The following is a 24,654-nucleotide window of genomic DNA, read 5'->3' as shown; positions in this document are numbered from 1 at the left end:
AAAGGAATACCCATGAACGGCACCCTCATCGGCAACACCCTGCGCGGCCTCGTCTATACCCTGCGCCCGGGTAACCTGTTCTATATCCTGCTCACTGCCGCCCTTATCGTCGTTGCGGGGACCCTCTACCTCGGCGATCTCACCACCTATCTCCTGGCGCGGGCAGAAACTGATACCTTCACCTGGATACCGCCCACGCCGCGCATATGGGGCATTCTGGCCGTTATCTTCCTGCTGTTTGTCGCCAAAACCCTGGATAACGCCGCCCGTATTTGCGCCAGTCACAAAAATGCCAGCTTCCTGCCACTCAGCGAAGTCACTGTCGGCGACCTGCTCCTTTACCTCATCGGTCTGCTCCTCCTGGCCATCCTCCTCGGTGCCGCCCCATTCATCTGCTACAACCTCGACATCGGCAACAACATCACCTCCTACCTCAACCGTGCCTGCGCCCTCATCGCCTGCCTCCTCCTGCCCGCACTCCCCCTCAGCTACCTGAACGAACGCAATGCCAGCACCATGCTTGATTTCCCCAGCCTTGCCACCGCCATCGGCAGCATCGGCATCCTGCGCTACCTTATCCTGCTCATCCTCATCAGCGGCGCCACTGCGGGCGTCGGCTACGCTATCGCGCACTTCTGGCAACAACACCTCGCCGGACAACTGCCCGCCATCATGGACAGCATTGCCGCGAGCGGCTACGACTACAGCAAAATCCCGCTCCATTATTACCAACACGCCGCCATCATCGCCGCCCTCGCCTGCTGGCTCATCACCTATATTTACAGCGCCGCCGCCTGGACCTACCCACGTGAAGACGAAGAGGACAACAACGAACCCGCTATGAGCCTGCACGAACGCACCCGCCTCGCCATTGCCAGCGGCCATCCTGCCACAACGGAACCTCCTAGCGACAACGCCCCACAAGAAGCCCCTGTCCCGGCCACAGAAAGCTCCCCCTCGCGCCTGCGCCGTGCCATCGCTGCCGCCCGCGCCGCCCACAAAACAGCCCCGCCCGGCAAACAAGAACCACAACTCACCGACCCCGATGCACCGCCGCCCCTGTTGCGCGACATCGGCCTGAGCAACGCCGCCGACAAAACCGTCCCTGCCGACAAACAGGAACCACAACTCACCCCGCCCGACGCACCACCACGCCTCCTGCGCGGACAAAAAACCAATACCGCCCCCGCGACCGATAAAAACGAACCACACCTCATCCCGCCCGAACTCGAACTGCTCAAAGAAGCCGACGTCACCCGTATGCGCCTCGAAGAACAACAAACCTTCGCCCGCGTCCTCGCCGAAGCCGATGAACACTTTAAACACGGACAAATTGACACCGGCCTCGCCCTGCTCGCCCCTTACACCGACGCCGACCACGACCCCGCTGTGTACTTCCCCGCCTACCAGCGCCGCTACGCCCTGCAACCCCAAGATACCTTGCTGCACCGCCTGATGGTGGCCGCCGCACGCGGCAGCGCCCACTGCTATGACCTCATCCAGCCCGAACTCAACCGCATCAACCCCGTCGAACTGCCCGCCGACATCATCCGCCCGCTCGCCCAACAAGCAGCAAAACAGCAGCAATACCTGACCGTCCTCGCGCTGACCCGTAACTTCGCCAAAAACCATCCCGAACACCCGCACCTTGCCGACAACTACTACCTCGCCGCCCTCGCCCTCGCCCACAGCGGCCAGACGGACAAAGCCCTGCCCATCCTGCAACAACTGCTGGCGCGCTACCCCGATCATCCGCATAGCGACCTCTTTCGCCGCGCGACCGCCCAACTGCAAGACGGACAAACCCCATGAACCCGGGCACCCTCATCGGCAACACCCTGCGCGGCCTCATCCACCCCTTCCGCCCCAGCAACCTCCTCTACATCCTCCTCGCTGCCGCACTCTTTACCCTGGCCGTCACCCTCCACCTCGGCCACCTCACCACCCACATCTACTACGAAAACGCGACGCCGCAACCCCTCATCTACCCCCTGCCCCGTCTCCTGCCGACAGCTACCACCATCACCATCAGCCTCGCCGCCCTGTTCATCCTCCTCACCAAAAACCTCGATAACGCCGCCCGCCTCTACAACGGCCACCGGCGCGGCAGCTTCGCCCCGCTGCGCGACACCGGCCTCAACCAGCTCATCCAATACCTCACCGGACTGGCACTGTGGGGCGTACTGCTCAGTGCCGCTCCCTTCATCTGCGCCAACCTCAACGTGGACGAACAAATCACCTGGTACGCCGATCGCGGCGCCGCCCTCCTTGCCGTCCTCCTCGCCCCGGCCATTACCCTCGCCTACATTGACGGCGGCGACACCGAATCCATGATCAACAGCGGCGCCCTGTACAACGCCGTGGCCGACATCGGCTTCATCCGCTACCTCATCCTGCTGGCACTCATCGCCTTCCTTATCACCGGCTTCTACCACGCCGAAACCTACCTCTGGCAGCAATACACACGAGTGCACATCATCGCCGCCATCGAACAACTCAGCTTGCAAGAAAGCTACGACTACCGCCGCCTGCCACTCGACTACTACCTCTACACCGGCCTGATGAATACCCTCCTCGCCTGGCTCATCACCGCCACCTACAGCCTTGCCGCCTGGAACTACCCGCGCGACGAAGAAGACGACGAAGCAGAAAACGAAGAAACCACCTTCCCGCCTGCCGCCGCGCCAACCACAGCACCGAGCGCACCCACTGCCACCGCTGCCGGCGAAGAAACCCCGGCGGACAGCGCGCCGACAGCCGACGACGAAGCGGCAAATGCTGCAACAAGCGAAGTCGAAGCTGACGCCGACCCGCAGGAAACCTTCGCCCACGACCTGGCGCGGGCCGACGAACACCTGCGCCAAGGCGACATCAAAACCGGTATCGCCCTGCTCAAACCCTACACTGACGCCGACCACGACCCCATCACCTACTTCCCTGCCTACCAGCGCCACTACGCCCTGCAACCCGACGGCGACCTGCTGCGCCGCATCGCTCAGGCGGCAGCACGCGGCGACGAAGCCTGCTACGACCTGATCCAGCCCGAACTCGAACAAATTGACCCCAGCGAACTCCTCGCCGGCAGCATCCGCCCGCTGGCGCAAATCGCCGCCCGCCGCCAACAATACCGCACCGTGGCCAACCTCACCCGCGACTTCGCCACCAAATACCCCGCCCACCCGCACCTTGTGGACAACCAATATCTGGCGGCGCTGGCACACGCCCATAGCGGCGAAGCCGAGCAAGTCCTGCCGCTGCTGGAAGAACTCTACGAACACTACCCGCAGCACGACCGCGCCCCGCAAATCGCCCGCCTCATCGAAGAACTGAAAAATACCTCACCCCAACAGCCATAAGGAAACCGCTCCATGAATGACCTCACTCCGATAGAAGCCCTGCAACGCAGCCTGTGCTACTCCTGCAAGCCCGGCAGCCTCATCTATACCCTGATAATCGGCATCATCGCCGGACAGGTACACATCATGCTGGTTAAAAAAGTGTATGCCGTCATGATGACCCATAGCGGCTTCGGCGGACTGACCCTCATATCACTGCTCTATCTCGCCATGCCTTTCATCCTCCTCGATGGCAAACTGCTGGATAACGCCATACGCATCCGCGCCGGCATGGGCAGCAAACCCGTGCCCATCACGCCATTCAGCCACATGACCGTGGGCGGCCTGCTCCGCTACTTCGGCGGCATGACCCTCCTTACCCTGCTCTTCCCGTTCAGCATCAACTTCATCGCCGGCTTCCTAGCTGCTGCCCTGGGCGCAAGAGAAACCTTCACCTATATCGTCATAGGACTCAACATCCTGCTGTTCCTACTGTTCCTCATCTACCTCCCTGCCATCAAACTGGTCTTCCTGGAACACGATAAGGCAGGCGCCATGACCAGCATCCGGAAAATCAGCACCGCCGTCAGCGACATTGGCGGCAAACGCTACTGCATCGCCCTACTCCTCAACCTCGGCGTCGCCATCGTTTTCCTGATACCGCCAGCCCTCCTCGACAACATCGGCTTCATCGCCGCCAAACAGAGTGAAGCCGACCTCATCCTGCGCCTGAGTGGTGAAGCCACACCCTTTCTCCGCATCAGTGCGGCTCTCGGCTATGCCATTGGCTTCTTCGCTAACACCATCAATTCCAACACCTTCGCCTTCCTCTACCCGCGCACCGACGAAGACAGTGCAGACAACGACCCCGCCCCCGAATTTCACAACAGCCGCAACAGCAATCCGGATTACGACCTAAGCCCTGCCGCCCCCAGCCTGCACAAAACCCCTCCCGCACAGCCCGCCGCAGCCGAACCGGATTTCCGCCTGCTCGCCGATGCTGACACCCGCGACATGGGCATCGAAACGCAAAAAGCCTTTGCCCTTACCCTCGCCCGTGCCGATGCCCTCATCCACCGTGGCGACAACCTGAGTGCCATTGCCCTGCTCAAAACCTACGCCAACGAACAGCGCGACATCGCCGCTTACTTCCCCGCCTACGCGCGCCTCTACCGGCTTGACCCGCAGCCTGCCCTGCTTGCCCGCCTCATCCACAGCGCCGCCGCCGGACACCGTCCGAGCTACGACCTCATCCACGACACCCTCGAACACAGCGATCCCGCCTCACTTCCCGCTGACAGCATCCTGCCACTCGCGCAACAGGCGGGCAAACAGCAGCACTACCGCACCGTGCTCAACCTCACCCGCAACTTCGCGAAAAACCACCCCAATCACCCGCACCTCGTCGAAAACTACTACCTCGCAGCACTAGCGCTAGCCAAAACCGGTGCAGCAGACAAAGCCCTGCCGCTCCTGCAACAACTGCACACGCGCTACCCCGATCACCCGCGTGCTGCCACCATTGCACAGGCCATCGCCCGCCTGCAAGGTAGCAGGCAGACGTGAACCCGCCTCACGGTACCGCCAAGCGGTGTCGTGCGGAAATAAAAAACCCCGCCCCACCGGATGCCCGGTGGGGAATTTGAGGGACTCGTAGCACTCGTGCAACGAAAAAGATTAAAAGAACGACTAAAACCGGCTATCGCGCCGCCTGATGAAACCTCAACGCACGCTATTTCGGTTAGCGGCATATTTTTAACGCATACAAAATGGCGGCCTTGTTACCTGCCATCAATCTTGCCTACCTGCATGACCGCCGCATCACGGCCATGTATAACCCCGCGCGGCTATAGGCGGCTGCACGCACTATCAGCGGACATCGCTACCTGACTATCGCGACGATCAATATCCTCATGGAGTGCGTCCCGTCGCTACTCCTTGCCTTGCCGTTTGTCATTTACTGGGATGAAACCGGCACCCTGCTCGCCGGCCAAGCACTCAATATTGCCGCCTGAATCCGCAGAGAAGAACCCCTACCAGATGCGGTGATGCGCCCCTATTGCCCCACAATGACCCTGATCCTTCTAAGCATCTCCCTGCTCCACAGCAACATCCGGCAAATCCTGACAGATAACGCCATACCGACGACCCCTGCCGACATCGCCGTGGCTGGTGTTTTCGTCTTCCTGCCACCGCTCGTCAACCTCGTCTATCTGCGGGAACAAAACATCACAACCCTATTCTCCCCATGCAAACTGCTACAAGCCTTGCACGATACCGGCGAGCTACACTACTTTGCCGTTACCGCGCCCGGACTCGCCCTTGTCCTCTTCCTGCCGCAACGCCTTCCCGTCACCTACACAGATATCAACGCGCTATATACCCTGCTTGCCATCCCCGCCTTCTACGCCCTTTGCAGCGGCATCTGCTGGCTACTTGCCGTCACCTATCCCGCTTGGTATTACCCACCAGAAGCTGATTGACCGAACACATGAATAACACTGCCCCGTGTCAATTCTGCTTGGCGCCCTTTCCACTTTCAGATCACAATTAACCTTTCCCCAACAACAGGAATCCCTATGTCACCCAAACCTCTGCTCATCATCACCCTGCTGCTCAGCGTTCCGCCTGCCCACGCCTACGACCTGAACGAAGCCTGGGCAGCGGCACGCGTCCATTCCGCTCAGTACGACGCCGCCCGCCACGCACGCAATGCCGCGCAAGAGCCGCAAACCCAGGCGAAAGCCCGCCTGCTGCCGCAAGTCTCGGCCAACGCCAACTACAGTGACCGCGCCCAAGACGCCTACGACAAATACCAAAGCCACGGCTGGAACGTACAAATCAGCCAGCCGTTGTACGACCGCGCCCGCTGGGACGCCTGGCGCGCTGAGAAAATCACCGCCCGCCTCGGCGACAGCCAGCTTGACAACACCACCAGCGAACTCCTGCTGGATGTTGGCAAAGCCTGCCTCGAAACCCTCACCGCTCGCGACAAACTCACCGCTGTCGCCGCTGAAAAAAAAGCCTACCAACTGCAAATCCGCCAGGCCAAAGCGCTCTTTCAGTCCGGCGAAGCCACCATCATTGACACCTACGAAGCCCAAGCGGGCTACGACAGCGCCAGCGCCAAAGAAGCCAAACTGCAAACCGAACTAGCCGTCGCCGAAAATCGCCTCGCCAACCTCACCGGCCTTGACCCCAGTCGCCTCGAAAGCCTCGCTGGCAAAACACTGCCCGACTACCTCACCGTCGCCGGCCAAAAAGAATGGGAAGAACAAGCGCTCGCGCACAGCACTGCCGTCCGTGTCCGCACGCAGGAAAGCGAAAAAAGCCACGCCGACATCGCTACCGCCAAAAGCGGCCATCAGCCGCAACTCAGCCTTACCGCCGGTTACCAAGATAACCGCAACGACATCACCTATACCGGCGGCAACAACAGCCGCAGCCGCAACAAAGGCGCCTATATCGGTGTGCAATTCACCATCCCCCTTTACAGCGGTGGTGAAATCGCGAGCCGCGTCCGCCAGCAAGAAGAAACCGCTGCACAAAAAGACGCCGAACTCGAAAACGAAAAAGCTACCGTGCGCCTGCAAGTGCGCCAGGCTTACGCCACCCTGCGCGGCCAGCAGGCACAAATCAAAGCACAAGAACAACTGCTCGCCACCAGCGACGCCAAACTTGAATCCATCCGCCTGGGCCGCCAAGTCGGCGTGCGCAACAACATGGACGAAATCAAAGCCGAACAAGAAAAAGCGCAGGCGGAAGAACAACTCGCCGAAGCCCGCTACGGCTACATCGGCGCCTACCTGCAACTGCTGCACCTCGCGGGCAAATTGCACGGTGAGGAGGGCAGGGCAGCGGCGCGCAGACTGTATGGATACCAATGACCTTCGCACACGCCCTTCGTACACGACAAAAAAGCCCCTCCCCCACTGGCCGCTTCCCACAAAAACGCGAGCGTTTTTGTGGGTACCCGGCAGAAGGATTGGGATGAGGGCAGCAAACGAATCGCGAAGTGACAAAACCCCGCAACCACCCGCTTGGTAAAGCGCCAGCACACACTGCTTTAAACGAGCGACGAAAATTCGCGTCTGAATAACCCAAATTGTGGGAATACATGGGAAATCTGTGGATAATTAGTTGATGAATCATTGAAAAATGATGATTGGCATGATGTTTGCGTAATGACAGGAAGCTGCGTTTACAGGAAACATCACATGGAATATGGCAGACGCATCGGCGTACTCGCATTTTTGTTCTTCATGCGCTTTGCTGCTGCGGCGCAAAGCGCGGGAGAGCAAGCTATGCCCTACAAAAAATTGAAGAAGCATATCCCTGCTAAGTGCAGGGGATTGCACAAGGTGTAAAGATCTTGATGAGCTGTTGTTGTAAGGCAATAACAACTAGATAGCCATGTGTTTTTAATCTACTATAGTCGCTTCAAACAGAAATGATACGGTGTTGGCTCGCCTCGCTGTACTGTCTTTGGCTCGCCGCCTTGTCTCATCCCTGTTTGAAACGACTATAAATAGTAACCCTTAAAAAATTTGGAGAATTACTGTGCTTGGCAAACTATTATATAGATATATCCATATAGGATAGGGAGAAATTTTTAGAAAGTTTAGGCTTCTTATTGAAGCGCGTCTATCACGACTATTTGTGTTATTTCCTGGTAGAAAGCCCTATTCCTGATTAAAGAGAATTAATGTAACTAAAAAATATAATGTAATAATATCTAAAATCGAGCACTTCTCTACTAGCAAGTTGAAAATTAATGATATAAAATGTAGATGAGAAAATAGTTTATGAAGGCGTATACAAGAGATATGTAATGCGTAATGTCATTTTATATATTTTTATATGCATAATAGGTTGTTGGATGTTAAACTTTTTTATTATTATATTTAATAATAATTATGTTTATCTAACTGATGAAAAAATAATAAAATATTTTTATGAAAATCGAAAAGAATTTGTTGACTTAATTGAATTAAGACGCAAGGATTGTGGGAAATATTTTAAAGAAGAAGTAAGTGGCAAGGAAAAATGGTATAAAGATGAATTCTCTGAGAAGAGTATAGAAGCTAGATATTTTTTGGCGCGGCATTCTTTCATAAAAAACCTAGATTCGTGGCGTACTATTTATGTTCAAAGCACTGATGAAGATAGTGTACGGGGGCATACATTTGAAAAATCGTTAAATGAATGCCTTTCTTATCCTTACATGACTTTTTTATTAGGGGTATCTTTTTATAAGAAAGATTATCTGCTAGTTTTTAACAGAGATTACTCTGTAAGTAAAGCCATACTTTATCTACCTAATCCCAATTTAGATAAGGTAAAAGACTGGAATTTATATATGAAGAATCGCATTCAATATAATAGTTTTTTTGAAAAGGACTTTTCTTCTAGAAGAGATATCCTAAATGATAGTAATCTTAGTGGCAATAGTGATAATTATCCAAAGGATTCTTTATCACGCCCATCAGATGTTTCATCAGATTACAATTTCTTACATTGTCAAAATTATGCATCGTCTGGGTTTGTTCAGATTGAGAAAGATTGGTATATTTATGCCTTTGACAAAGATGGTTATTATTACAATGAATGTAATAATTGAAAATAAGACCAGACTTATTACCGTACTGTATTAATTATCTTTATTTATCCTAAAAAGAGGTGCTAAGATGAGATATGAAGAGAAAGCATTGGAACTAATTACAAAAATTTCTCAGCAAATTAACAAAGTGGCCAATATTTTAAATATTACTCCACAGTTGATTGCCAGTGCCATTGCTGAAGAATATACTTCTTCTCTGCAACATGGAAAAATCAAAGGGTGGTTTGATAAGTGGATTGATAATGGTGGAGCTAGTTTTCCAAAGTTTATGCATGGTATGCTTCCAAAGCCAATGAAAGGAATAGTACTTCTTACCGAAGATGAACTACGAGAGGATTATAATTTTATCAAGAATAATATAGATATAAAAAATAATGTTACTACTTTATTATTTCACGGAATGAGAGATATTGGTCCTGGTAATATTCGATTTGCTGTAGCCGTAAAAGAAATGGAAGAATCCCTAAATACGGAATATGGTAAAAAATTAGAATTATACAAGTATTCCAATAATTATCTTAGATTGGCTGTAGATTTATACGATCCTCTCGGGGAAGATGAAAATATAAAAGGTGATAGAAATAGACTTACAATCGCCGCAATCGTTGGATTGCATTTAAAAAGAGCAGAAGAATGGATTTTAAAAAAGGTTGATATTAACTATTGGAATAATATACCAAAAGTTACGCAAGATGCTATTTTAATGACTATATATAATAGAGGCGTAAGAAGTATTGAAGATTCTTATAATAGACAAATGCAGTTTTATGGTAATTATCAACCTATTCCTGGTGGAGGTGAGAGCGGTGGTATTAGTCATGAACAGAATGCAACTGATATAGGAAAAGCATTAGGAATTAAATCTGATGATTATGGAGAGTATGTAAGTAAATCAATGACTGATTATTCACATAATGATAGAGTTAGACTTTCTAATGGGAAGGATTTATTAAGTGGTGTATTACGATTTGATTTAAAAAATGATATTCGTAGTGTTTTTTTTAGAAATAATAAGGTTGTAGATATATTTGGATCAATTCCATTGTATAATGATGATAGATTGACAGGATTAACAGAAGAGTATATTAAAGATAAATCAGAAATGATCATGTGGAAGTCTATTTTTGATGAAAAAAAAGTAGATTATAATAAAAATATTAGTGCCATAAGTTATTTACCTTACCCAATAAAGGGAAACCATATTTTTAGTAGTATTAAGAATAATGTAAAATTAAAAATTAATGGTGTAAATGTATCTAATATTTCTGAACATTACCATATTTTTGGCTCTGAAAGAAATGATTATATTGATGGGGGATTGCTGAATGACTTCTTGTTTGGAGGGGATGGAAATGACATATTGAATGGGAAAGAAGGTAATGATTATATGGAAGGAGGTAGGGACTTTGACTCCTATGTCATCAATGGTAATGACACCGTTTTGGATGCTGATAACAAAGGTGAAATCTTTTTCAACGAAAAAACAGAAGACAACCGTGTCCAGTTTTTTGTATATGATGAAGGCAAAAAAGAATGGCATAGTTCTGATGCAAATGGAAAAAAGGATGGCAAATACATCGCCAGCTGCGAACCTTCATCCAATTCATTGAAAATCACCAAAGTAGGTAGCAAAGATAGCGTAGAAATAAAAGATTACTTCAGAAACGGTAATGATAAATTGGATGGTTCTTTGGGTTTGGAAACTGTTCCGGAGAAAGTGGAAGAAGAACCGCCCCCATCTTCGGAAGTTAAGGAATTTATAATAACCCCACCTGCTAAGAGGGGACATAATGACTTTTATCTAGGTTTTGATTCTTATCAGGTAAATGGTACTAAGTACAATGATACCATTTATGGTCGAACTGCCCGCCAGGGTAAAGGTGGGGTCGGTATTTATGCCCCAATGGGTGGTGGTAACGATTTGGCCTATGGCAGCTGGTACGATAATGTTATTGATGGAGGAGATGATACCGATATCATTTACGGCAGCGAGCCGGGCGGTTATATCACTCAAAAGCGGTCACGTGCGGACAAGGATAAGGATGGCGATACCATTGTTGGCGGTGCAGGTAGTGATTTCCTCTTCGGCATGGCGGGCAAGGATTTTATTTTTGGCGGCAGTCGCACAGAGCATGAAGAAACCAAACCTGTTGCCGGACAGGGCGATTGGGCTAATGGTGGTGATGGCAATGATCATATCTTTGGCAGCGCCGCGCAGGATGTGCTGCAAGGTGGTAAAGGACAGGATGAAATTAAAGGCGGCGCCGGCGATGACTTGATCATCGGCGATTCCGATGTGATGCCTAATGTAAAAATTATGCGTGGTGGCACCAGTGACGGCTTGCCTACTTTTTTGCATAAATACAACTTCAAGACCCATCAGATGGATAAGCCGGAAATCTATTACACGGTTAACCAGCTCGCAAAAGCAACGGCAGAATGGAAAATTGAAATAGCTGCCAATAATCGCGATTATAAAATTATCCGTTCAACCGAGCAGTTGCCGGAATTGGCTGGCGAACGCAGCACCATAGATGATTTACCCGCAAATAGTGATGCTTCTGCTTTGCCCGGCAGTGATAATGACACTTTGGAGGGTGGTCCGGGTAATGACTTCATCTTGGGTCAGCACGGCAGCGATTTCATTAATGGTGGAAGTGGTAACGATATAATTTATGGCGATGACCGAAGCTCACTGGGTTCAGAAGAAGTGTATTACAACGATCACCTAATCGGAGGTTCGGGCAGTGATTATCTGAATGGAGGCAGGGGCGCTGATAATTACTATTTTATTCGCGAAGATTTTCAACCTGAAAAAGACGGTGATGCCGTCCCCACTGACACTATTGATGATGACGGCACAGGTAATATTGGCGTGTCGGGTGGTCGTCATGACGCTATCTATTTGGATAGGGTAGATATCGCTGCCATGCAATGGGTGCGCGATGGCAACAACAATATCTGGAACACCGCCGACGGCTGGCGCATCAGCTACAGCGGCTCAACCCTGCAAATCTCGCATAAAGAGGAAGTAGGTAAAATCAACGTGCTGAACTTCGCCAATGGCGATTACGGTCTTAATTTGTCTGGTCTGCCGAATAACGGCGGCAACCCGCCGCAGCCGGATCCCCAACCGCAGCCGAATCCCAATCCGCCCACGCCGCCCACGCCGCCGACCAAGCGACCTCCGAAAACGGGTAAGGCGGTTGCCGCGCAGAGAGTGAACGAAAAAAGCCCGCTCAATTTCGCCTTACCGGATAGTGCCTTTACCAATCCTGACAACGTAGCCCTCAGCTACACCGCCACCCTTGCTGACGGCAAAGCCCTGCCGAAATGGCTGCATTTTGATGCCGCCAAGCGGACATTTAGCGGCACGCCGGGTAATGACGACGTGGGTAACCTCTCCATCCGCGTGACAGCGGCTGACGGCAGAGGTGGCAGCGCCATGCAAAACTTCACGCTGGAAGTGGTGAACGTCAACGATGCGCCGCAGATTGGCACCGCTCTTGCCAACCAGCAAGGCAAGGGTGGGCAAGCATGGCAATACCGCCTGCCGGCGAATGCTTTCCGTGATATTGACAAAGGTGACGTGCTGACCCTCTCCGCCAAACTGGATAACGGCCAGCCGCTGCCGTCATGGCTCAAATTTGACGGCAAAACCGGACAATTCAGCGCGACCTTGCCGAAAGAAGCCAAAGCCAGCGCCTACCGCATTGCCGTAACGGCAACTGACAAAGCAGGCGCGCAAGCGAAGCAGGCGTTTAACCTTGACATCACCCCGCCTGCCAACACCGCACCGCAGGCAGCGACGACAATCACTGCGCAAAAAGCCAACGAAAAATCCCGCTGGCAGTTCACCTTGCCCGCCAACGCCTTCCGTGACCCTGACGGCGACACACTCACCTACACCGCTAGCCTTGTCGACGGCAAAGCCCTACCGAAATGGCTGTATTTTGATGCCGCCAAACGAACATTCAGCGGCACGCCGGGCAATGATGACGTGGGCAACCTCTCCATCCGCGTGACGGCGAATGACGGCAGAGGCGGCAGCGCTGCGCAGAATTTCGCGCTGGAAGTGGTGAACGTCAATGACGCGCCACAAATCGGCGCAACCCTTGCCAATCAACAGGGTACGGGCGGCAAACCGTGGCAATACCGCCTGCCGACGAATGCTTTCCGTGATATTGACAAAGGCGACGTGCTGACCCTCTCCGCCAAACTGGATAACGGCCAGCCGCTGCCGTCATGGCTTGCTTTTGATGCCGCAACGGGACAATTCAGCGGCACACCGCCAAGCAGCGAACAAGCGGGCACCTATCGTATTGCCGTGACGGCAACTGACAAAGCGGGCGCGCAAACGAGACAGGCGTTCAATCTGAGCATTGCCGCAGACATCAGAACTTTTAAAGGTACGGCAGGAAATGACCAAATATCTGGTACTGACGGAAACGATGTGCTGGATGGTGGTGCCGGGAACGATTCCTTATTTCCGATGGGCGGTAGCGATATTATCCGTTTTAAAGGGAATTTTGGGCAGGATACCGTGTTTAATGGTAACAATGGATATGCACGGATTGCTGAGGATTATACCGTATTGGAATTCCCAGATCTAAAAGCAGAAGATATTGTGGTAAGTAATAAAAACAATACCGATCTGATTATTTCTACCAAGAATGGCAATAATAAAGTCACTGTCATTAATCACTTTCTGCGTGGCGAAGAAACCGGATATCGGATTGATGAAATTCGTTTGGCAGATGGCAGAAAATTAGGGCGCAGCGAAATCCGCAAACTGACCCAATTAAGCACTTCCGGAGACGATATACTCTACGGTACTGCTGACAGCGATACCCTTAACGGCGGTGCAGGTAATGATACGTTATGGGCCATGGAAGGGGATGATAATCTCAGTGGTGGCCCGGGTAACGATAAACTCATGGCAGATGTAGGTAATGACAAGCTTGATGGTGGCCTTGGCGATGATGAATTGCATGGTAGCGATGGTAATGATGAATTGAATGGAGGTGATGGCAATGATTATCTCGAAGGCGGGCCAGGTAACGATATCTACCGTTTCAATGGTAATTTTGGTCAGGACTATATTCAGAATAAAGACAGAAACAGTTTACGACCCGGTGATCAATTTGACCGCATTGATTTCACAGACCTGCAACAACAAGACCTGATTTTCCGCAGATCCGGCAATAATCTTCTGCTTGTCAGTAAAAAACATGCCAATAATCAAGTCACGGTATTGGATCATTTCCGCGATAACGGCAAAACCGCCGCGCGTATTGATGAAATCCGCTTCGCCGACGGTAGCCGCCTGGATTACGATGCAATTAACAGACTGGTGCAGCAGCCTGCGGGCAACCTACCGCGCGCCAATCTCGTGCAAGACCGCTATGCTGCCGACGCGGCACGGCAGGCGCAGGTCATGACGCAGGCGATGGCGGCATCTGGCTCAGGTCAGCCGCTGGATAATCTGATGGCGCCGTATAATCCGCCACTGGTGCCGCCGCTTTTTTCCAATTTCAACCCGTAATGGTTAAAAAGCGACCCGCAAGGGTCGCTTCGTTTTGCCGCCAAGCGGGATAAATGCTGGCTTTGTGCGTCAGCGCAACGTTCCTTCCCCTGTGGGGAAGGCCAAGATGGGGCAGAGAGCAAGCGTAGTCACGACTTCTTGATAAAAGTGAGGGAAAAGCAAGATTCTTGTCACTACGCATGGTTGTATAACCCCCAGTCCAAACATCTCAACCACGGGGTCGTCAACCACGCGTTTTTGCACCCTCCCTTGCCACCTCCCGCCCTTTCCCTGAAAATTCCATGCCTTTCCACATGTTATAAAAGGATTGCCATGACTCAACCACCTGTCACCACGCCGCCCGTACCCGATATGCCCCATGCCCCGCCACCTGCGCCAGCGCTGAGTGCCCTGCTCATCATGGCGCATGTGCATGGTGTGGCGGCAAGCGGTAGCGATTTGCTGCACCATTTCGCTGCTGACGGGCGCGATTTGCAGCAGGAGGAATGGCTGCTTGCTGCCCGTCACCTCGGCCTGAAAGCGCGCCTCGTCTCGCGTGCGGCATCGCGCCTGCACCTGCTCGCCCTGCCAGCCCTGGTGTGGCGCGAGGACGGGCAGCATTTCATTTTGGCGCGGATTGAGGATGGGCAGTTTCTGATTCAGGATTTGGCGACGGGCAAGGCTCTGCATTTATCGGCGGCGGAATTTGCCGCGCGTTATTCCGGCAAGTTGATTCTTGTCGCTTCGCGTGCATCGGTATTGGGCTCGCTCGCCAAATTTGATTTCACCTGGTTTATTCCGGCGGTCATTAAATACCGCCGGATTTTTCTGGAAGTGCTGGCGGTTTCAGTCGTCATTCAGTTATTTGCCCTGATTACGCCGCTCTTTTTTCAGGTGGTGATGGATAAGGTTTTGGTGCATCGCAGTTTCAGCACGCTGGATGTGATTGCCGTCGCTTTTATTGTAGTGACGTTGTTTGAGGTCATTTTGGGCGGCCTGCGCACTTATATTTTTGCCCATACCACCAGTCGTATTGATGTGGAATTGGGCGCACGGCTATATCGTCATTTGCTGCAGTTACCGATCGCCTATTTCGAGCAGCGCCGCGTCGGCGATACGGTGGCGCGGGTACGGGAATTGGAACAAATCCGCAATTTTCTCACCGGACAAGCGCTGACTTCGGTGCTGGATTTGCTCTTTTCTTTTATTTTTATTGCGGTGATGTGGTTTTACAGCGGCTGGCTGACGTTAATTGTGGTGATCTCCCTGCCGTTATATGCGGCATGGTCGGCGTTTATTACGCCAGTATTACGCGCGCGCTTGAATGACAAGTTCGCCCGCTATGCGGATAATCAATCCTTTCTCGTCGAATCCGTGACCGCGCTGGGTACAATTAAATCGATGGCGGTCGAGCCGCAAATGACCCGTCGCTGGGACAGGCAAATGGCCAGCTATGTGCATACCAGTTTCCGCGTGACCAAGTTGGCCACCATCGGCCAGCAGGGCATCCAGCTTATCCAGAAATCCGTAACCATCGCCACGCTGTATTTCGGCGCCAAGCTCGTCATTGAAGGCAAGCTCACCGTCGGCCAGCTCATCGCCTTTAATATGCTGGCGGGGCAGGTCGCCGCGCCGGTCATCCGCCTCGCGCAACTGTGGCAGGACTTCCAGCAGGTCGGCATCTCGGTAGCGCGCCTCGGCGACATTCTCAATACCCCGACGGAAAACCCCACTTCGCGCCTCAATCTGCCGGAGATTCGCGGCGATATCGTCTTCGACCACGTGCATTTCCGCTACCGTCCAGACGCACAGCCGGTGCTGACCGACCTCAGCCTGAGCATCCGTGCGGGTGAGGTTATCGGCATTGTTGGCCGTTCCGGTTCGGGCAAAAGCACGCTGACCAAGCTGGTGCAGCGTCTCTATGTGCCGGAACAGGGGCGGGTGCTGATTGACGGCAATGACCTTGCCCTGGCCGATCCTGCCTGGCTGCGGCGGCAAGTCGGCGTCGTCTTGCAGGAAAACGTGCTGATGAATGCCAGTGTGCGCGACAACATCGCCCTCAGCGACCCAGGCATGCCGCTGGAACACGTCATGCAGGCAGCGCGCCTTGCCGGTGCGCACGACTTCATCATGGAACTGCGCGAAGGCTACGACACCATCGTCGGCGAACAGGGCGCGGGACTCTCCGGCGGGCAGCGGCAGCGCATCGCCATTGCCCGCGCACTGGTCAACAACCCGCGTATCCTGATTCTTGATGAAGCGACCAGCGCGCTGGACTACGAATCCGAGCGCGCCATCATGGAAAACATGGACGCCATCTGCCAGAACCGCACCGTGCTCATCATCGCGCACCGCCTCTCAACCGTGCGCCGCGCCCACCGCATCATTGCGATGGACAAAGGGCGGATTATCGAAGAAGGCAGCCATGATGAACTTTTGCGACGCAAGGACGGTTACTACCGCTATCTGTATCAGTTGCAGAATGGGTAATAAGCCCGCCAAGCGGGACAACCGCGCGGCACAGACCACAACAACACAAAGGAACACACATGGGCATCCACAAACAGGCATGGGGCGACCTGACAAAACGCTACCTCACCGTCTGGCGCAACGTCTGGGCCGTGCGCCACGAACTCGACCCGCCCAAACGTGACCGCGACGAGCGCGACTTTCTGCCGGCGCACCTCGAACTCACCGAAACCCCCATCAGCCCCGCGCCCAAATGGACGGCGCGGCTCATCATGCTCTTCGCCCTGCTGGCGCTCGCCTGGGCGTGGATCGGACACCTCGACATCGTCGCCGTCGCCCAGGGCAAAACCGAGCCGGGCGGACAAAGCAAAACCATCCAGCCGCTGGAAAACGCCGAAGTCAAAGCCATCCTTGTCAGTGACGGCCAGCACGTCCGCGCGGGCGATACCCTGCTCGAACTGCGCGCCGTCGGCAGCGACGCCGACGTGACCCAGGCCGAACAGGCCCTGCACGCTGCCCGTCTTGCCAAATGGCGCAACGAAGCCCTGCTCACCGCGCTCGACAAAAAACAGCCGCCGCGCATGGATAAAAAAGCCGCCCTCAATGCCGGCATCAGCGAAGCCGACTACCTGCAAGCCGAACTGCTGGCAGGCAACCAGTACCGCGCCTGGGCGGCGCAAGACCAGCAAATCCAGGCGCGTATCCGCCAGAGTCAGGCCGAAGCGCGTGCCGTGCAGGCCGAAATCGACAAACTTGGCACCCTCGGCAAAATCGAAAAACAGCGCACCGCCGATCTCGACAAGCTCGTCAAACAAAACTTCATCGCCAACCACGCCTACCTCGAACAAAAAAGCAAACTCATCGCCAACCAGAATGACCTGAAAAGCCAGCAAAACCGGCGCGAACAAATCCGTGCCGCTATTGACGAGGCGAACGACAGCCGCATGGTCAACACCCAAACCCTGCGCCGCGACACCCAGGACGCCCTGCGCCAGGCAGACGAACAAATCGCCCAGCTCCTTGCCCAGCTTGACAAGGCCCGGCAGCGCCAACGCCTGATGCACCTTACCGCTCCAGTGGACGGCACCGTGCAACAACTTGCCACCCACACCATCGGTGGCGTCGTTACCGCCGCACAAGCGCTGATGGTCATCGTGCCGGACAACTACCAGATGCAGGCCAAAGTCCTCATCCTCAACAAAGACATCGGCTTCATCCACCGGGGACAGGAAACCGTCATCAAAATCGAAGCCTTCCCCTACACCCGCTATGGCTACCTCACCGGGCGTGTGCAGACCATCAGCTACGACGCCATCGAACACGAACAACTCGGCCTCGTTTACGCGGCCATCATCGCGCTTGACAGCGACACCCTGAACATCGAAGGCCACCCCGTGCGCCTGACAGCGGGGATGAACATCACCGCCGAAATCAAAACCGGCAAACGCCGCGTCCTCGACTATCTGCTCAGCCCGCTGCAAACCAAGATCGACGAGAGCCTGCGGCAGCGGTGATATCGCAAAAGTGAGAGAAAGCGTTCAATTTAGGGACGTCAAGGCCGCGAACACCGGCGATACGGCTGTTTTCTCCTTCGAATGCCTGAACCAGTGGGCATAAAAATTGCATAAACGAGCTGATTGGTCATACTAAATAAAAACCAACCACCAGCGGAGAATATTTTATGAATCAACGCCAATACGCCGCCCCCATCGGAGCCCCGTTTACCAGCCTTATTTTCACCTGCAAGCGGGGCAATCTTATCTACATCCTGCTGCTCGCTGCTATTGCCAGCCCTGTATGCGTCACATTACTCAAAATAATGAAGAACAGTGACTTCTTTTCTACGCCACAACAGCCAATTGTTGCCCTTTCTCATCCTGCTGGGCATTATGCTGATGAGTATGTGCAAAAACATGGATAACGCGGCCCATGTCCGCTACGCCATTGAGCAGCTCGGCGGCAAAACACAACCCGGCCCTTCATCCTATTGACCACGCGGCGTATCATGCGCTGACTTTGAAAACCTAAAAGGAATTTAACCAGGAACCCCTATGCACAGCGATACCGCCACCGGTTACTTCAAACGCACCATCGACTACCTCCTGCAAAAAGGCAATCTCATCTATTGCGGGGCACTGGCTGCCGTACTGATCACGGCGCAACTGTTACGCGATCCTGCCCTCCAGGGCATCAGTTTCCTCCTGCAAAGCATCATGTACGTCCTGCTGGTACTCTTTGCCTGCAAAATGCTTGACAGCATGAAGCGCATCACCCTTGGCCTTGAAAGCGAGCCTGTGCCGATGGAGACCGTCTCTGTCCTGCCGCGCAGTATCGTTGCGCAATACCTCGGCGGCATGACCATCTGCGGCGCGCTCATCTACTTCTGCTATCTCATCACCCCCGATGAAGGAAACCGTCCGCTTATCCTGTACGGCGGTATTTTCCTCATCTACATCATCACCCCAGCCGTCATCCTCAGCCTTTTCAATGGCGCAGGCTTGGGCGCCGTCTTCAACCCCAGCGCCTGGAAACGTGCTATCAACGACATCGGTAGTGGCCGCTACCTCATCGCCATCCTCCTGCCTTTCGGTATTGCCCTGATCATTTCCTCCCTCTATAGCGCCATTGCCCTGATTATTCCGGCTATGGACACCGTCGGCACGCCCGGTTACTACCTGAACGCCATCCTGCGCGGTCTGGTGCGCACCCTCTGCCTCAGCCTGCCGTGGTTTTACTTTGCCTGGTACTATCCGCCGCCGGAAGAAACCCTCGACCCGGATGCGATTGACTTTGACGATCACGAACTGGCACAAAATATTGATATGGGCGACGAACTCCTACAACAACTGACGCGCCTCAAAGCCGAAGAAGAAAAAATCGCGCAATTACAGCGGCGTCAGCCACCGGTGGATCTCACCCTGCTGCGGGAGGCCAATATCGAACATATGAGCGTCGAAGAGCAGCGCCAATTCGCCAGTGACCTGATGAAGGCTGACCGTCTTCTGCTGCAAGGCAAAGAAGACGAGGCCGAGGCCGTGCTCGAATCCTATGCCGACAGCACGCGCGACATTCATCAATACCTGCCTGCCTGCAAACGCCTGCACCATCTCTACCGTCGGCAAAAGCGCCAGCAAGAACTCGAACAGATGGAATACCGTCTGATTGAGGCCAGCGCCAACGGTAATGCACACAGCTATCCCATCATCCACGCCACTTTAGACGCGCTTCCCGACGGCACGCTGCCTGCCGAGTGGGTACTGCCCCTGGCGCAGGCGGCAGCGGGCAGACAGCATCACGACACTGTACTGACGCTGACCCGCAACTTTGCCAAGCATCATCCCGAATCGCCGGATATCGTGGATAACTATTTCCTGGCAGCACGGGCTCTCAGCAAAAAAGGAGAAATCCTGAAAGCGCAGCAATTGCTGCAACAACTGCTCAAACGCTATCCGGAACACGAAAAGGCAACGCAAATCCGCCGCACCATCGAACTGCTGCAACAGAGGAGCAACGGCATGGCGTAACGCGGCCTGGTGAAAGAATCCTATAAAAAAGACGTTGCCGGGCAACGTCTTTTTTATGGGCGGCATTACTGCGCTTTGAGATCCAGCAAACTGAGGCGGGCGTTTTCATTACCTTGCGCAGCAGCTTTTTCCAGCCATTCCCGTGCTTTTTTCAGGTCTTTTTTTACGCCGTCGCCACGTGCGTACAGGCCGCCGAGGTTGTTCTGCGCATCGGCGTCGCCCTGGACGGCGGCTTTTTCGTAGTATGCGCGCGCTTTGCCGTAATCCTGCGTCACACCTTCGCCGGTTTCATAGGCAAGGCCGAGGTTGTATTGGGCGTTGACGTTGCCCGCTTCGGCCGCTTTTTGGTACCACGCCAGCGCTTTGTCGCTGTCTTGCGCGACACCTTCGCCTTTTTCGTAAAGCACGGCGAGGTTGTATTGCGCTTTGGCATCGCCTGCTTCGGCGAGTGCGGCAAATTGTTGCGCAGCAGCTTCGAGTTCGCCTTTCTGATAAGCGGCGACCGCGTCTTCCAGAGTTTGTGCCTGAGCGCCGGCGGCAAAGGCGAGTACAAGCAGGATAGGTAGTTTTTTCATGGGTACTCCTTGTATGGGTAAAGGGGTTAGTCGTCTTCTCCGCTTTCTCCCGGCTGGCAGGTGATTTCGGCGCTGCCGACGATGCCGTCGGCGAAGTCCAGCACGCGCACGCGGCAGCCGGGGAAGTCGAGTTCGGTTCCCGCTTCAGGGAAGTTGCCGAGGGTTTCGATGATGAGTCCGCTCAGGGTATTCGGCCCGTCCAGCGGCAGTTTCAAGCCGAGTTCACGGTTTAGTTGGCGCAGCGGGATGCCGCCTTCGACGGTGTAGAGGTTTTTTTGTTGTTCGACGATTTCCGGCGGTTCGTCCGGGGTGTTTTCGTCGCCGATGTCGCCGACGATATGGGTGAGGATGTCTTGCAGGGTGATGAGGCCCTGGATGTCGCCGTATTCGTCCACCACGAGACCGCTACGCGCTTTGGCACGGCGGAATTGCAGCAGTTGTTTGCGCAGCGGCGTGCTTTCCGGCACGAAGATGCAGGGGCGTAGCGCTTGTCGCAGGGCGGTGCGGTCGAAAGCGTTGTCACGCATGAGCAGGACGATGTCGCGGATGTGCAGCATGCCTTCGACCTGGTCGAGGTGGTCGCGGTAAGCGACGAGGCGACCGTGCCGGCTGGTGGTGATTTGCTGCATGATGTCGTCCCAGTTGTCGTTGAGGTCCACACCTTCGAGTTCGTTGCGCGGCACCATTGCTTCGCTGACGGAGACGTCTTCGAGTTCGAGAACGCCGAGCAACATGTCCTGCTGTTCGCTGCTTTCGGCGTCGTCCCCGCCGGACTGGACGATGCTTTTCAGTTCTTCGTTACTCAGTGCTTCTTCAACGGCGTTATCGGTTTTGATGCCGAGCGGGCGCAGAATGAGGCGGACGATGAGATTAACTAGGGCGACGAGCGGCGAAAAGAGATGCACCAGGCCGGCAAGGATGCCCGCAACCGGCAGGGCGATGCGTGGCGCGTGCAGCGCGGCATAGGTTTTCGGCGCAACTTCGGAGAAGATGAGGACAACAATGGTGAGGGTGATGGTGGCGTAGAGGACGCCGAGGTCGCCATAGAGGCGGATGCCGATGACGGTGCCGAGCGATGTGGCGGCGATGTTGACGAAGTTGTTGCCGAGCAGGATGGTGCCGATGAGGCGGTCGGGGCGTTTCAGCAGATGATGGGCGCGTTTGGCGCTTTTGTTGCCTTCATCCGCCTGGTGTTTGAGTTTGTAGCGGTTGAGCGACATCATCGCGGTTTCCGAGGCAGAGAAGAAGGCCGAGAGGGCAAGACAGAGGATTAGCAGGAGGATTAACAGTCCTAGCGGAATGCTGTCCACGGTGGCTCCTTGGTGTGGTTAGTGTTGAATGATGAATTGTAGAACGATGTTGCTGAGGACGTAGCCCATCAGCAGGAGAACGAACACTGCACACAGCTCAATGACCAGCGTCATACCACGCTGTTCGCGGATGTAGTAGGAAAAGAGCATCCAGCCGAGGGCCATCCAGGCGAGAATGGTCAGCACGGTTTTATGCACAAGGTGCTGCGCGAAGAGGTCATCAACGAACATCCAGCCGGTGACAAGGGCGCAGGCGAGGAGGACGAAGCCCGTTACTGCTTGCAGCATCATCACCCGTTCCAGGCTGACCAGTGAAGTGACACTGATGTCTTTCAGCTGCTTGCGTTTCAAGCGGCGGAACAGCCAGCCGTAAAGCAGGGCATGCAGGGAAGCGAGCGAAATGAAGGTCCAGGCGGCGATAGAGGTGAGAATATGCCACCACATGCCGGGAGTGAGATTCGAGGAAAACGGCTTTTCGCTGACGAAGAGGAAAGGCAGGGCGACCACGACGGCGTTGACGAGGCAAATGATGACACCCCCCAGCGCCATCGACGCCCGCCACAGCCAGAACACGGAAATGCAGGCGACAAACCAGGCGTTCACCGACACCATATTAAAGATGGAAAGATTGAGCGAATCGCGGCCCTGCATCGACACAAGCAGCGACAGGGCATGACCCTGACAGGCGCAAACCAGAATGCCCAACACCCAAAGCGGGTTGACACGGCACGGCGGACGGCGGTAAACGCGGACGAACCCGGCGGCAGCGGCGAGATAGGCGACAATAGCAAACAAAGGCAGCCAAAGCTGCATAAAAAATCCTGCGAAAAAGGTAAGTCGTTATAATACACGAACAAAATTTAACCTTCACCAACCAGGAAACCCCACCATGTTTGACAATCTCAGCGAACGCTTGCAGGGCACATTCAAGAAACTGCGCGGCCAGGCCCGCATCACCGAAGACAATATCAGCCAGGCACTGCGCGACGTGCGCATGGCGCTGATCGAAGCCGACGTTGCCCTGCCGGTCGTCAAGGAAGTCATCGAGACCATCAAAAACGCCGCCATCGGTCAGGAAGTCAGCCTGAAACTCTCGCCCGACCAGGCCTTCATCAAAACCGTACAAAGCGAACTGGTGCGCATCATGGGCGAAGAAAACAGCGCCCTCAACCTCGCTACCCAGCCGCCCGCAGTCATCCTTATGGCAGGCCTGCAAGGCTCCGGCAAAACCACTTCCAGCGCCAAACTCGCGAAAAAACTCATCAGCGACAAGAAAAAAGTCGGCCTCGTTTCCGCCGACGTGTACCGCCCGGCGGCGATAGAGCAGCTGAAAACCCTGGCCGAGCAAGTCGGTGCCGTCTTCATCCCCTCGGAAGCCAGCGAAAAACCGGCCGACATCGCCGCACGTGCACTTGATACCGCCAAGCGGCAAAACATGGACGTCCTCATCGTTGATACCGCCGGCCGCCTGCACATTGATGACGCGCTGATGGACGAAATCCGCGAACTGCACGGTTTGTTGCACCCGATTGAAACGCTCTTCGTGGTGGACAGCATGACCGGGCAGGATGCCGCCAACACCGCCAAAGCCTTTAACGACATACTGCCGCTGACCGGCGTCATCCTCTCGAAAATCGACGGTGACGCACGCGGCGGTGCGGCACTCTCCATCCGCCACATCACCGGCAAACCCATCAAATTCCTCGGCGTTGGCGAAAAAACCGACGCGCTCGAACCCTTCCACCCTGACCGTATCGCCTCGCGCATCCTCGGCATGGGCGACGTCCTCGGCCTCATCGAAGACCTCGAACACCAGGTGGACGAAGCAAAAGCGCGCAAACTCGCCACCAAGATGGCGAAAGGCAAAACCTTCGACCTCGACGACTTCCGCGAACAGCTGCACCAGATGCAGCTCATCGATATGGACAAAATCCTCGAAAAAATCCCCGGCATGGGCAACATCCCGCAAGCAGTGAAAGACCAGCACCTCTCGCCGAAAAAAATCCGCCGTCAGGAAGCCATCATCCAGTCAATGACCATGCAAGAACGCCGCAACCCGGACATCATCAAAGGCTCGCGCAAACGCCGCATCGCCGCCGGTGCCGGTGTGGATGTGCCGGAAGTGAACCGCCTGCTCAAACAATTCAAAGAAATGCAGAATCAGATGAAAAAATTCCGCAGCAGCAAAATGCTGCGTATGCTCGGTGCCGCCAAAGGGGCAATGCCAATGGGCAAACTGCCGTTCAAATAAGCGGCTGCCCGTTCATAACAGAAAACCCCGCTGCGGCGGGGTTTTC

The 24,654-nt window shown here is 54.3% G+C and carries 16 protein-coding genes; 13 read left to right on the top strand and 3 right to left on the bottom strand.

Annotation, left to right across the window (positions count from 1 at the left end):
* Window positions 1-12 precede the first annotated feature (12 nt).
* The 12 genes from DY250_RS02365 (at window position 13) to DY250_RS02315 (ending at window position 20,472) form a co-directional block, all read left to right on the top strand.
* Window positions 13-1,812, top strand: coding sequence for a tetratricopeptide repeat protein (locus tag DY250_RS02365; protein WP_115610750.1), 1,800 nt, complete (start codon window positions 13-15; stop codon window positions 1,810-1,812).
* Window positions 1,809-3,356 carry a tetratricopeptide repeat protein gene (locus tag DY250_RS13870; RefSeq protein ID WP_172542157.1) on the top strand — a complete coding sequence of 516 codons (1,548 nt, stop codon included), beginning with the start codon at window positions 1,809-1,811 and terminating at the stop codon, window positions 3,354-3,356. The genes DY250_RS02365 and DY250_RS13870 overlap by 4 nt, the downstream gene beginning before the upstream one ends.
* Before the next feature lie 12 nt (window positions 3,357-3,368).
* Window positions 3,369-4,901, top strand: a complete 1,533-nt coding sequence (locus DY250_RS02355) for a tetratricopeptide repeat protein (RefSeq protein WP_115610749.1) — start codon at window positions 3,369-3,371, stop codon at window positions 4,899-4,901.
* 503 nt (window positions 4,902-5,404) lie between these two features.
* Window positions 5,405-5,818, top strand: coding sequence for a hypothetical protein (locus DY250_RS02350; RefSeq protein WP_115610748.1), 414 nt, complete (start codon window positions 5,405-5,407; stop codon window positions 5,816-5,818).
* Between the two features lie 96 nt (window positions 5,819-5,914).
* A complete protein-coding gene (locus tag DY250_RS02345) occupies window positions 5,915-7,222 on the top strand; it encodes a TolC family outer membrane protein (RefSeq protein ID WP_115610747.1) in 1,308 nt (435 codons plus the stop codon).
* Between the two features lie 330 nt (window positions 7,223-7,552).
* Complete coding sequence (locus DY250_RS13865) at window positions 7,553-7,702, top strand: hypothetical protein (RefSeq protein WP_172542155.1); 150 nt, start codon at window positions 7,553-7,555, stop codon at window positions 7,700-7,702.
* A gap of 464 nt (window positions 7,703-8,166) precedes the next feature.
* Window positions 8,167-8,955 carry a hypothetical protein gene (locus DY250_RS13590; protein WP_147293438.1) on the top strand — a complete coding sequence of 263 codons (789 nt, stop codon included), beginning with the start codon at window positions 8,167-8,169 and terminating at the stop codon, window positions 8,953-8,955.
* A gap of 67 nt (window positions 8,956-9,022) precedes the next feature.
* Window positions 9,023-14,500, top strand: a complete 5,478-nt coding sequence (locus DY250_RS02335; RefSeq protein ID WP_115610745.1) for a putative Ig domain-containing protein — start codon at window positions 9,023-9,025, stop codon at window positions 14,498-14,500.
* Window positions 14,501-14,851: 351 nt separating this feature from the next.
* Complete coding sequence (locus tag DY250_RS02330) at window positions 14,852-16,969, top strand: type I secretion system permease/ATPase (protein ID WP_115612739.1); 2,118 nt, start codon at window positions 14,852-14,854, stop codon at window positions 16,967-16,969.
* Window positions 16,970-17,028: 59 nt separating this feature from the next.
* On the top strand, window positions 17,029-18,462 hold the full coding sequence (locus tag DY250_RS02325) for an HlyD family type I secretion periplasmic adaptor subunit (RefSeq protein WP_115610744.1): 1,434 nt from the start codon (window positions 17,029-17,031) through the stop codon (window positions 18,460-18,462).
* A gap of 167 nt (window positions 18,463-18,629) precedes the next feature.
* Window positions 18,630-18,869, top strand: a complete 240-nt coding sequence (locus tag DY250_RS02320) for a hypothetical protein (RefSeq protein WP_115610743.1) — start codon at window positions 18,630-18,632, stop codon at window positions 18,867-18,869.
* 130 nt (window positions 18,870-18,999) lie between these two features.
* Complete coding sequence (locus tag DY250_RS02315) at window positions 19,000-20,472, top strand: DUF4013 domain-containing protein (RefSeq protein WP_115610742.1); 1,473 nt, start codon at window positions 19,000-19,002, stop codon at window positions 20,470-20,472.
* A 65-nt stretch (window positions 20,473-20,537) separates the two neighbouring features.
* Here DY250_RS02315 and DY250_RS02310 read toward each other — a convergent pair whose 3' ends face one another.
* The 3 genes from DY250_RS02310 to DY250_RS02300 are packed head-to-tail and all read right to left on the bottom strand — an operon-like array spanning window position 20,538 to window position 23,170.
* On the bottom strand, window positions 20,538-21,047 hold the full coding sequence (locus DY250_RS02310) for a tetratricopeptide repeat protein (RefSeq protein ID WP_115610741.1): 510 nt from the start codon (window positions 21,045-21,047) through the stop codon (window positions 20,538-20,540).
* 26 nt (window positions 21,048-21,073) lie between these two features.
* The gene (locus tag DY250_RS02305; protein ID WP_115610740.1) at window positions 21,074-22,357 is read right to left on the bottom strand and encodes an HlyC/CorC family transporter; all 1,284 of its coding nucleotides are present in this window, start codon (window positions 22,355-22,357) and stop codon (window positions 21,074-21,076) included.
* Window positions 22,358-22,375: 18 nt separating this feature from the next.
* The gene (locus DY250_RS02300) at window positions 22,376-23,170 is read right to left on the bottom strand and encodes a cytochrome C assembly family protein (RefSeq protein ID WP_115610739.1); all 795 of its coding nucleotides are present in this window, start codon (window positions 23,168-23,170) and stop codon (window positions 22,376-22,378) included.
* A gap of 76 nt (window positions 23,171-23,246) precedes the next feature.
* Between DY250_RS02300 and ffh the strand changes: the two genes are divergently transcribed.
* On the top strand, window positions 23,247-24,608 hold the full coding sequence (gene ffh / locus DY250_RS02295; RefSeq protein WP_115610738.1) for a signal recognition particle protein: 1,362 nt from the start codon (window positions 23,247-23,249) through the stop codon (window positions 24,606-24,608).
* Window positions 24,609-24,654: the final 46 nt, after the last annotated feature.

The organism is Cardiobacterium valvarum (genome assembly GCF_900460955.1).
GTDB classification, from domain to species: domain Bacteria; phylum Pseudomonadota; class Gammaproteobacteria; order Cardiobacteriales; family Cardiobacteriaceae; genus Cardiobacterium; species Cardiobacterium valvarum.
Note: the sequence above shows the minus strand (reverse complement) of the source record. Positions and strands in the feature narration are given on the sequence as shown.

Bases quoted from the DNA above. Each gene is read 5' to 3' on its own strand.
- DY250_RS13870 (WP_172542157.1), top strand. From the start codon at position 1,809: ATGAACCCGGGCACCCTCATCGGCAACACCCTGCGCGGCCTCATCCAC.
- DY250_RS02355 (WP_115610749.1), top strand. From the start codon at position 3,369: ATGAATGACCTCACTCCGATAGAAGCCCTGCAACGCAGCCTGTGCTAC.
- DY250_RS13590 (WP_147293438.1), top strand. From the start codon at position 8,167: ATGCGTAATGTCATTTTATATATTTTTATATGCATAATAGGTTGTTGG.
- DY250_RS02315 (WP_115610742.1), top strand. From the start codon at position 19,000: ATGCACAGCGATACCGCCACCGGTTACTTCAAACGCACCATCGACTAC.
- DY250_RS02345 (WP_115610747.1), top strand. From the start codon at position 5,915: ATGTCACCCAAACCTCTGCTCATCATCACCCTGCTGCTCAGCGTTCCG.
- DY250_RS02365 (WP_115610750.1), top strand. From the start codon at position 13: ATGAACGGCACCCTCATCGGCAACACCCTGCGCGGCCTCGTCTATACC.
- DY250_RS02330 (WP_115612739.1), top strand. From the start codon at position 14,852: ATGCCCCATGCCCCGCCACCTGCGCCAGCGCTGAGTGCCCTGCTCATC.
- DY250_RS02335 (WP_115610745.1), top strand. From the start codon at position 9,023: ATGAGATATGAAGAGAAAGCATTGGAACTAATTACAAAAATTTCTCAG.
- DY250_RS13865 (WP_172542155.1), top strand. From the start codon at position 7,553: ATGGAATATGGCAGACGCATCGGCGTACTCGCATTTTTGTTCTTCATG.
- DY250_RS02310 (WP_115610741.1), bottom strand. From the start codon at position 21,047: ATGAAAAAACTACCTATCCTGCTTGTACTCGCCTTTGCCGCCGGCGCT.
- DY250_RS02300 (WP_115610739.1), bottom strand. From the start codon at position 23,170: ATGCAGCTTTGGCTGCCTTTGTTTGCTATTGTCGCCTATCTCGCCGCT.
- DY250_RS02320 (WP_115610743.1), top strand. From the start codon at position 18,630: ATGAATCAACGCCAATACGCCGCCCCCATCGGAGCCCCGTTTACCAGC.
- DY250_RS02325 (WP_115610744.1), top strand. From the start codon at position 17,029: ATGGGCATCCACAAACAGGCATGGGGCGACCTGACAAAACGCTACCTC.
- ffh (WP_115610738.1), top strand. From the start codon at position 23,247: ATGTTTGACAATCTCAGCGAACGCTTGCAGGGCACATTCAAGAAACTG.
- DY250_RS02350 (WP_115610748.1), top strand. From the start codon at position 5,405: ATGACCCTGATCCTTCTAAGCATCTCCCTGCTCCACAGCAACATCCGG.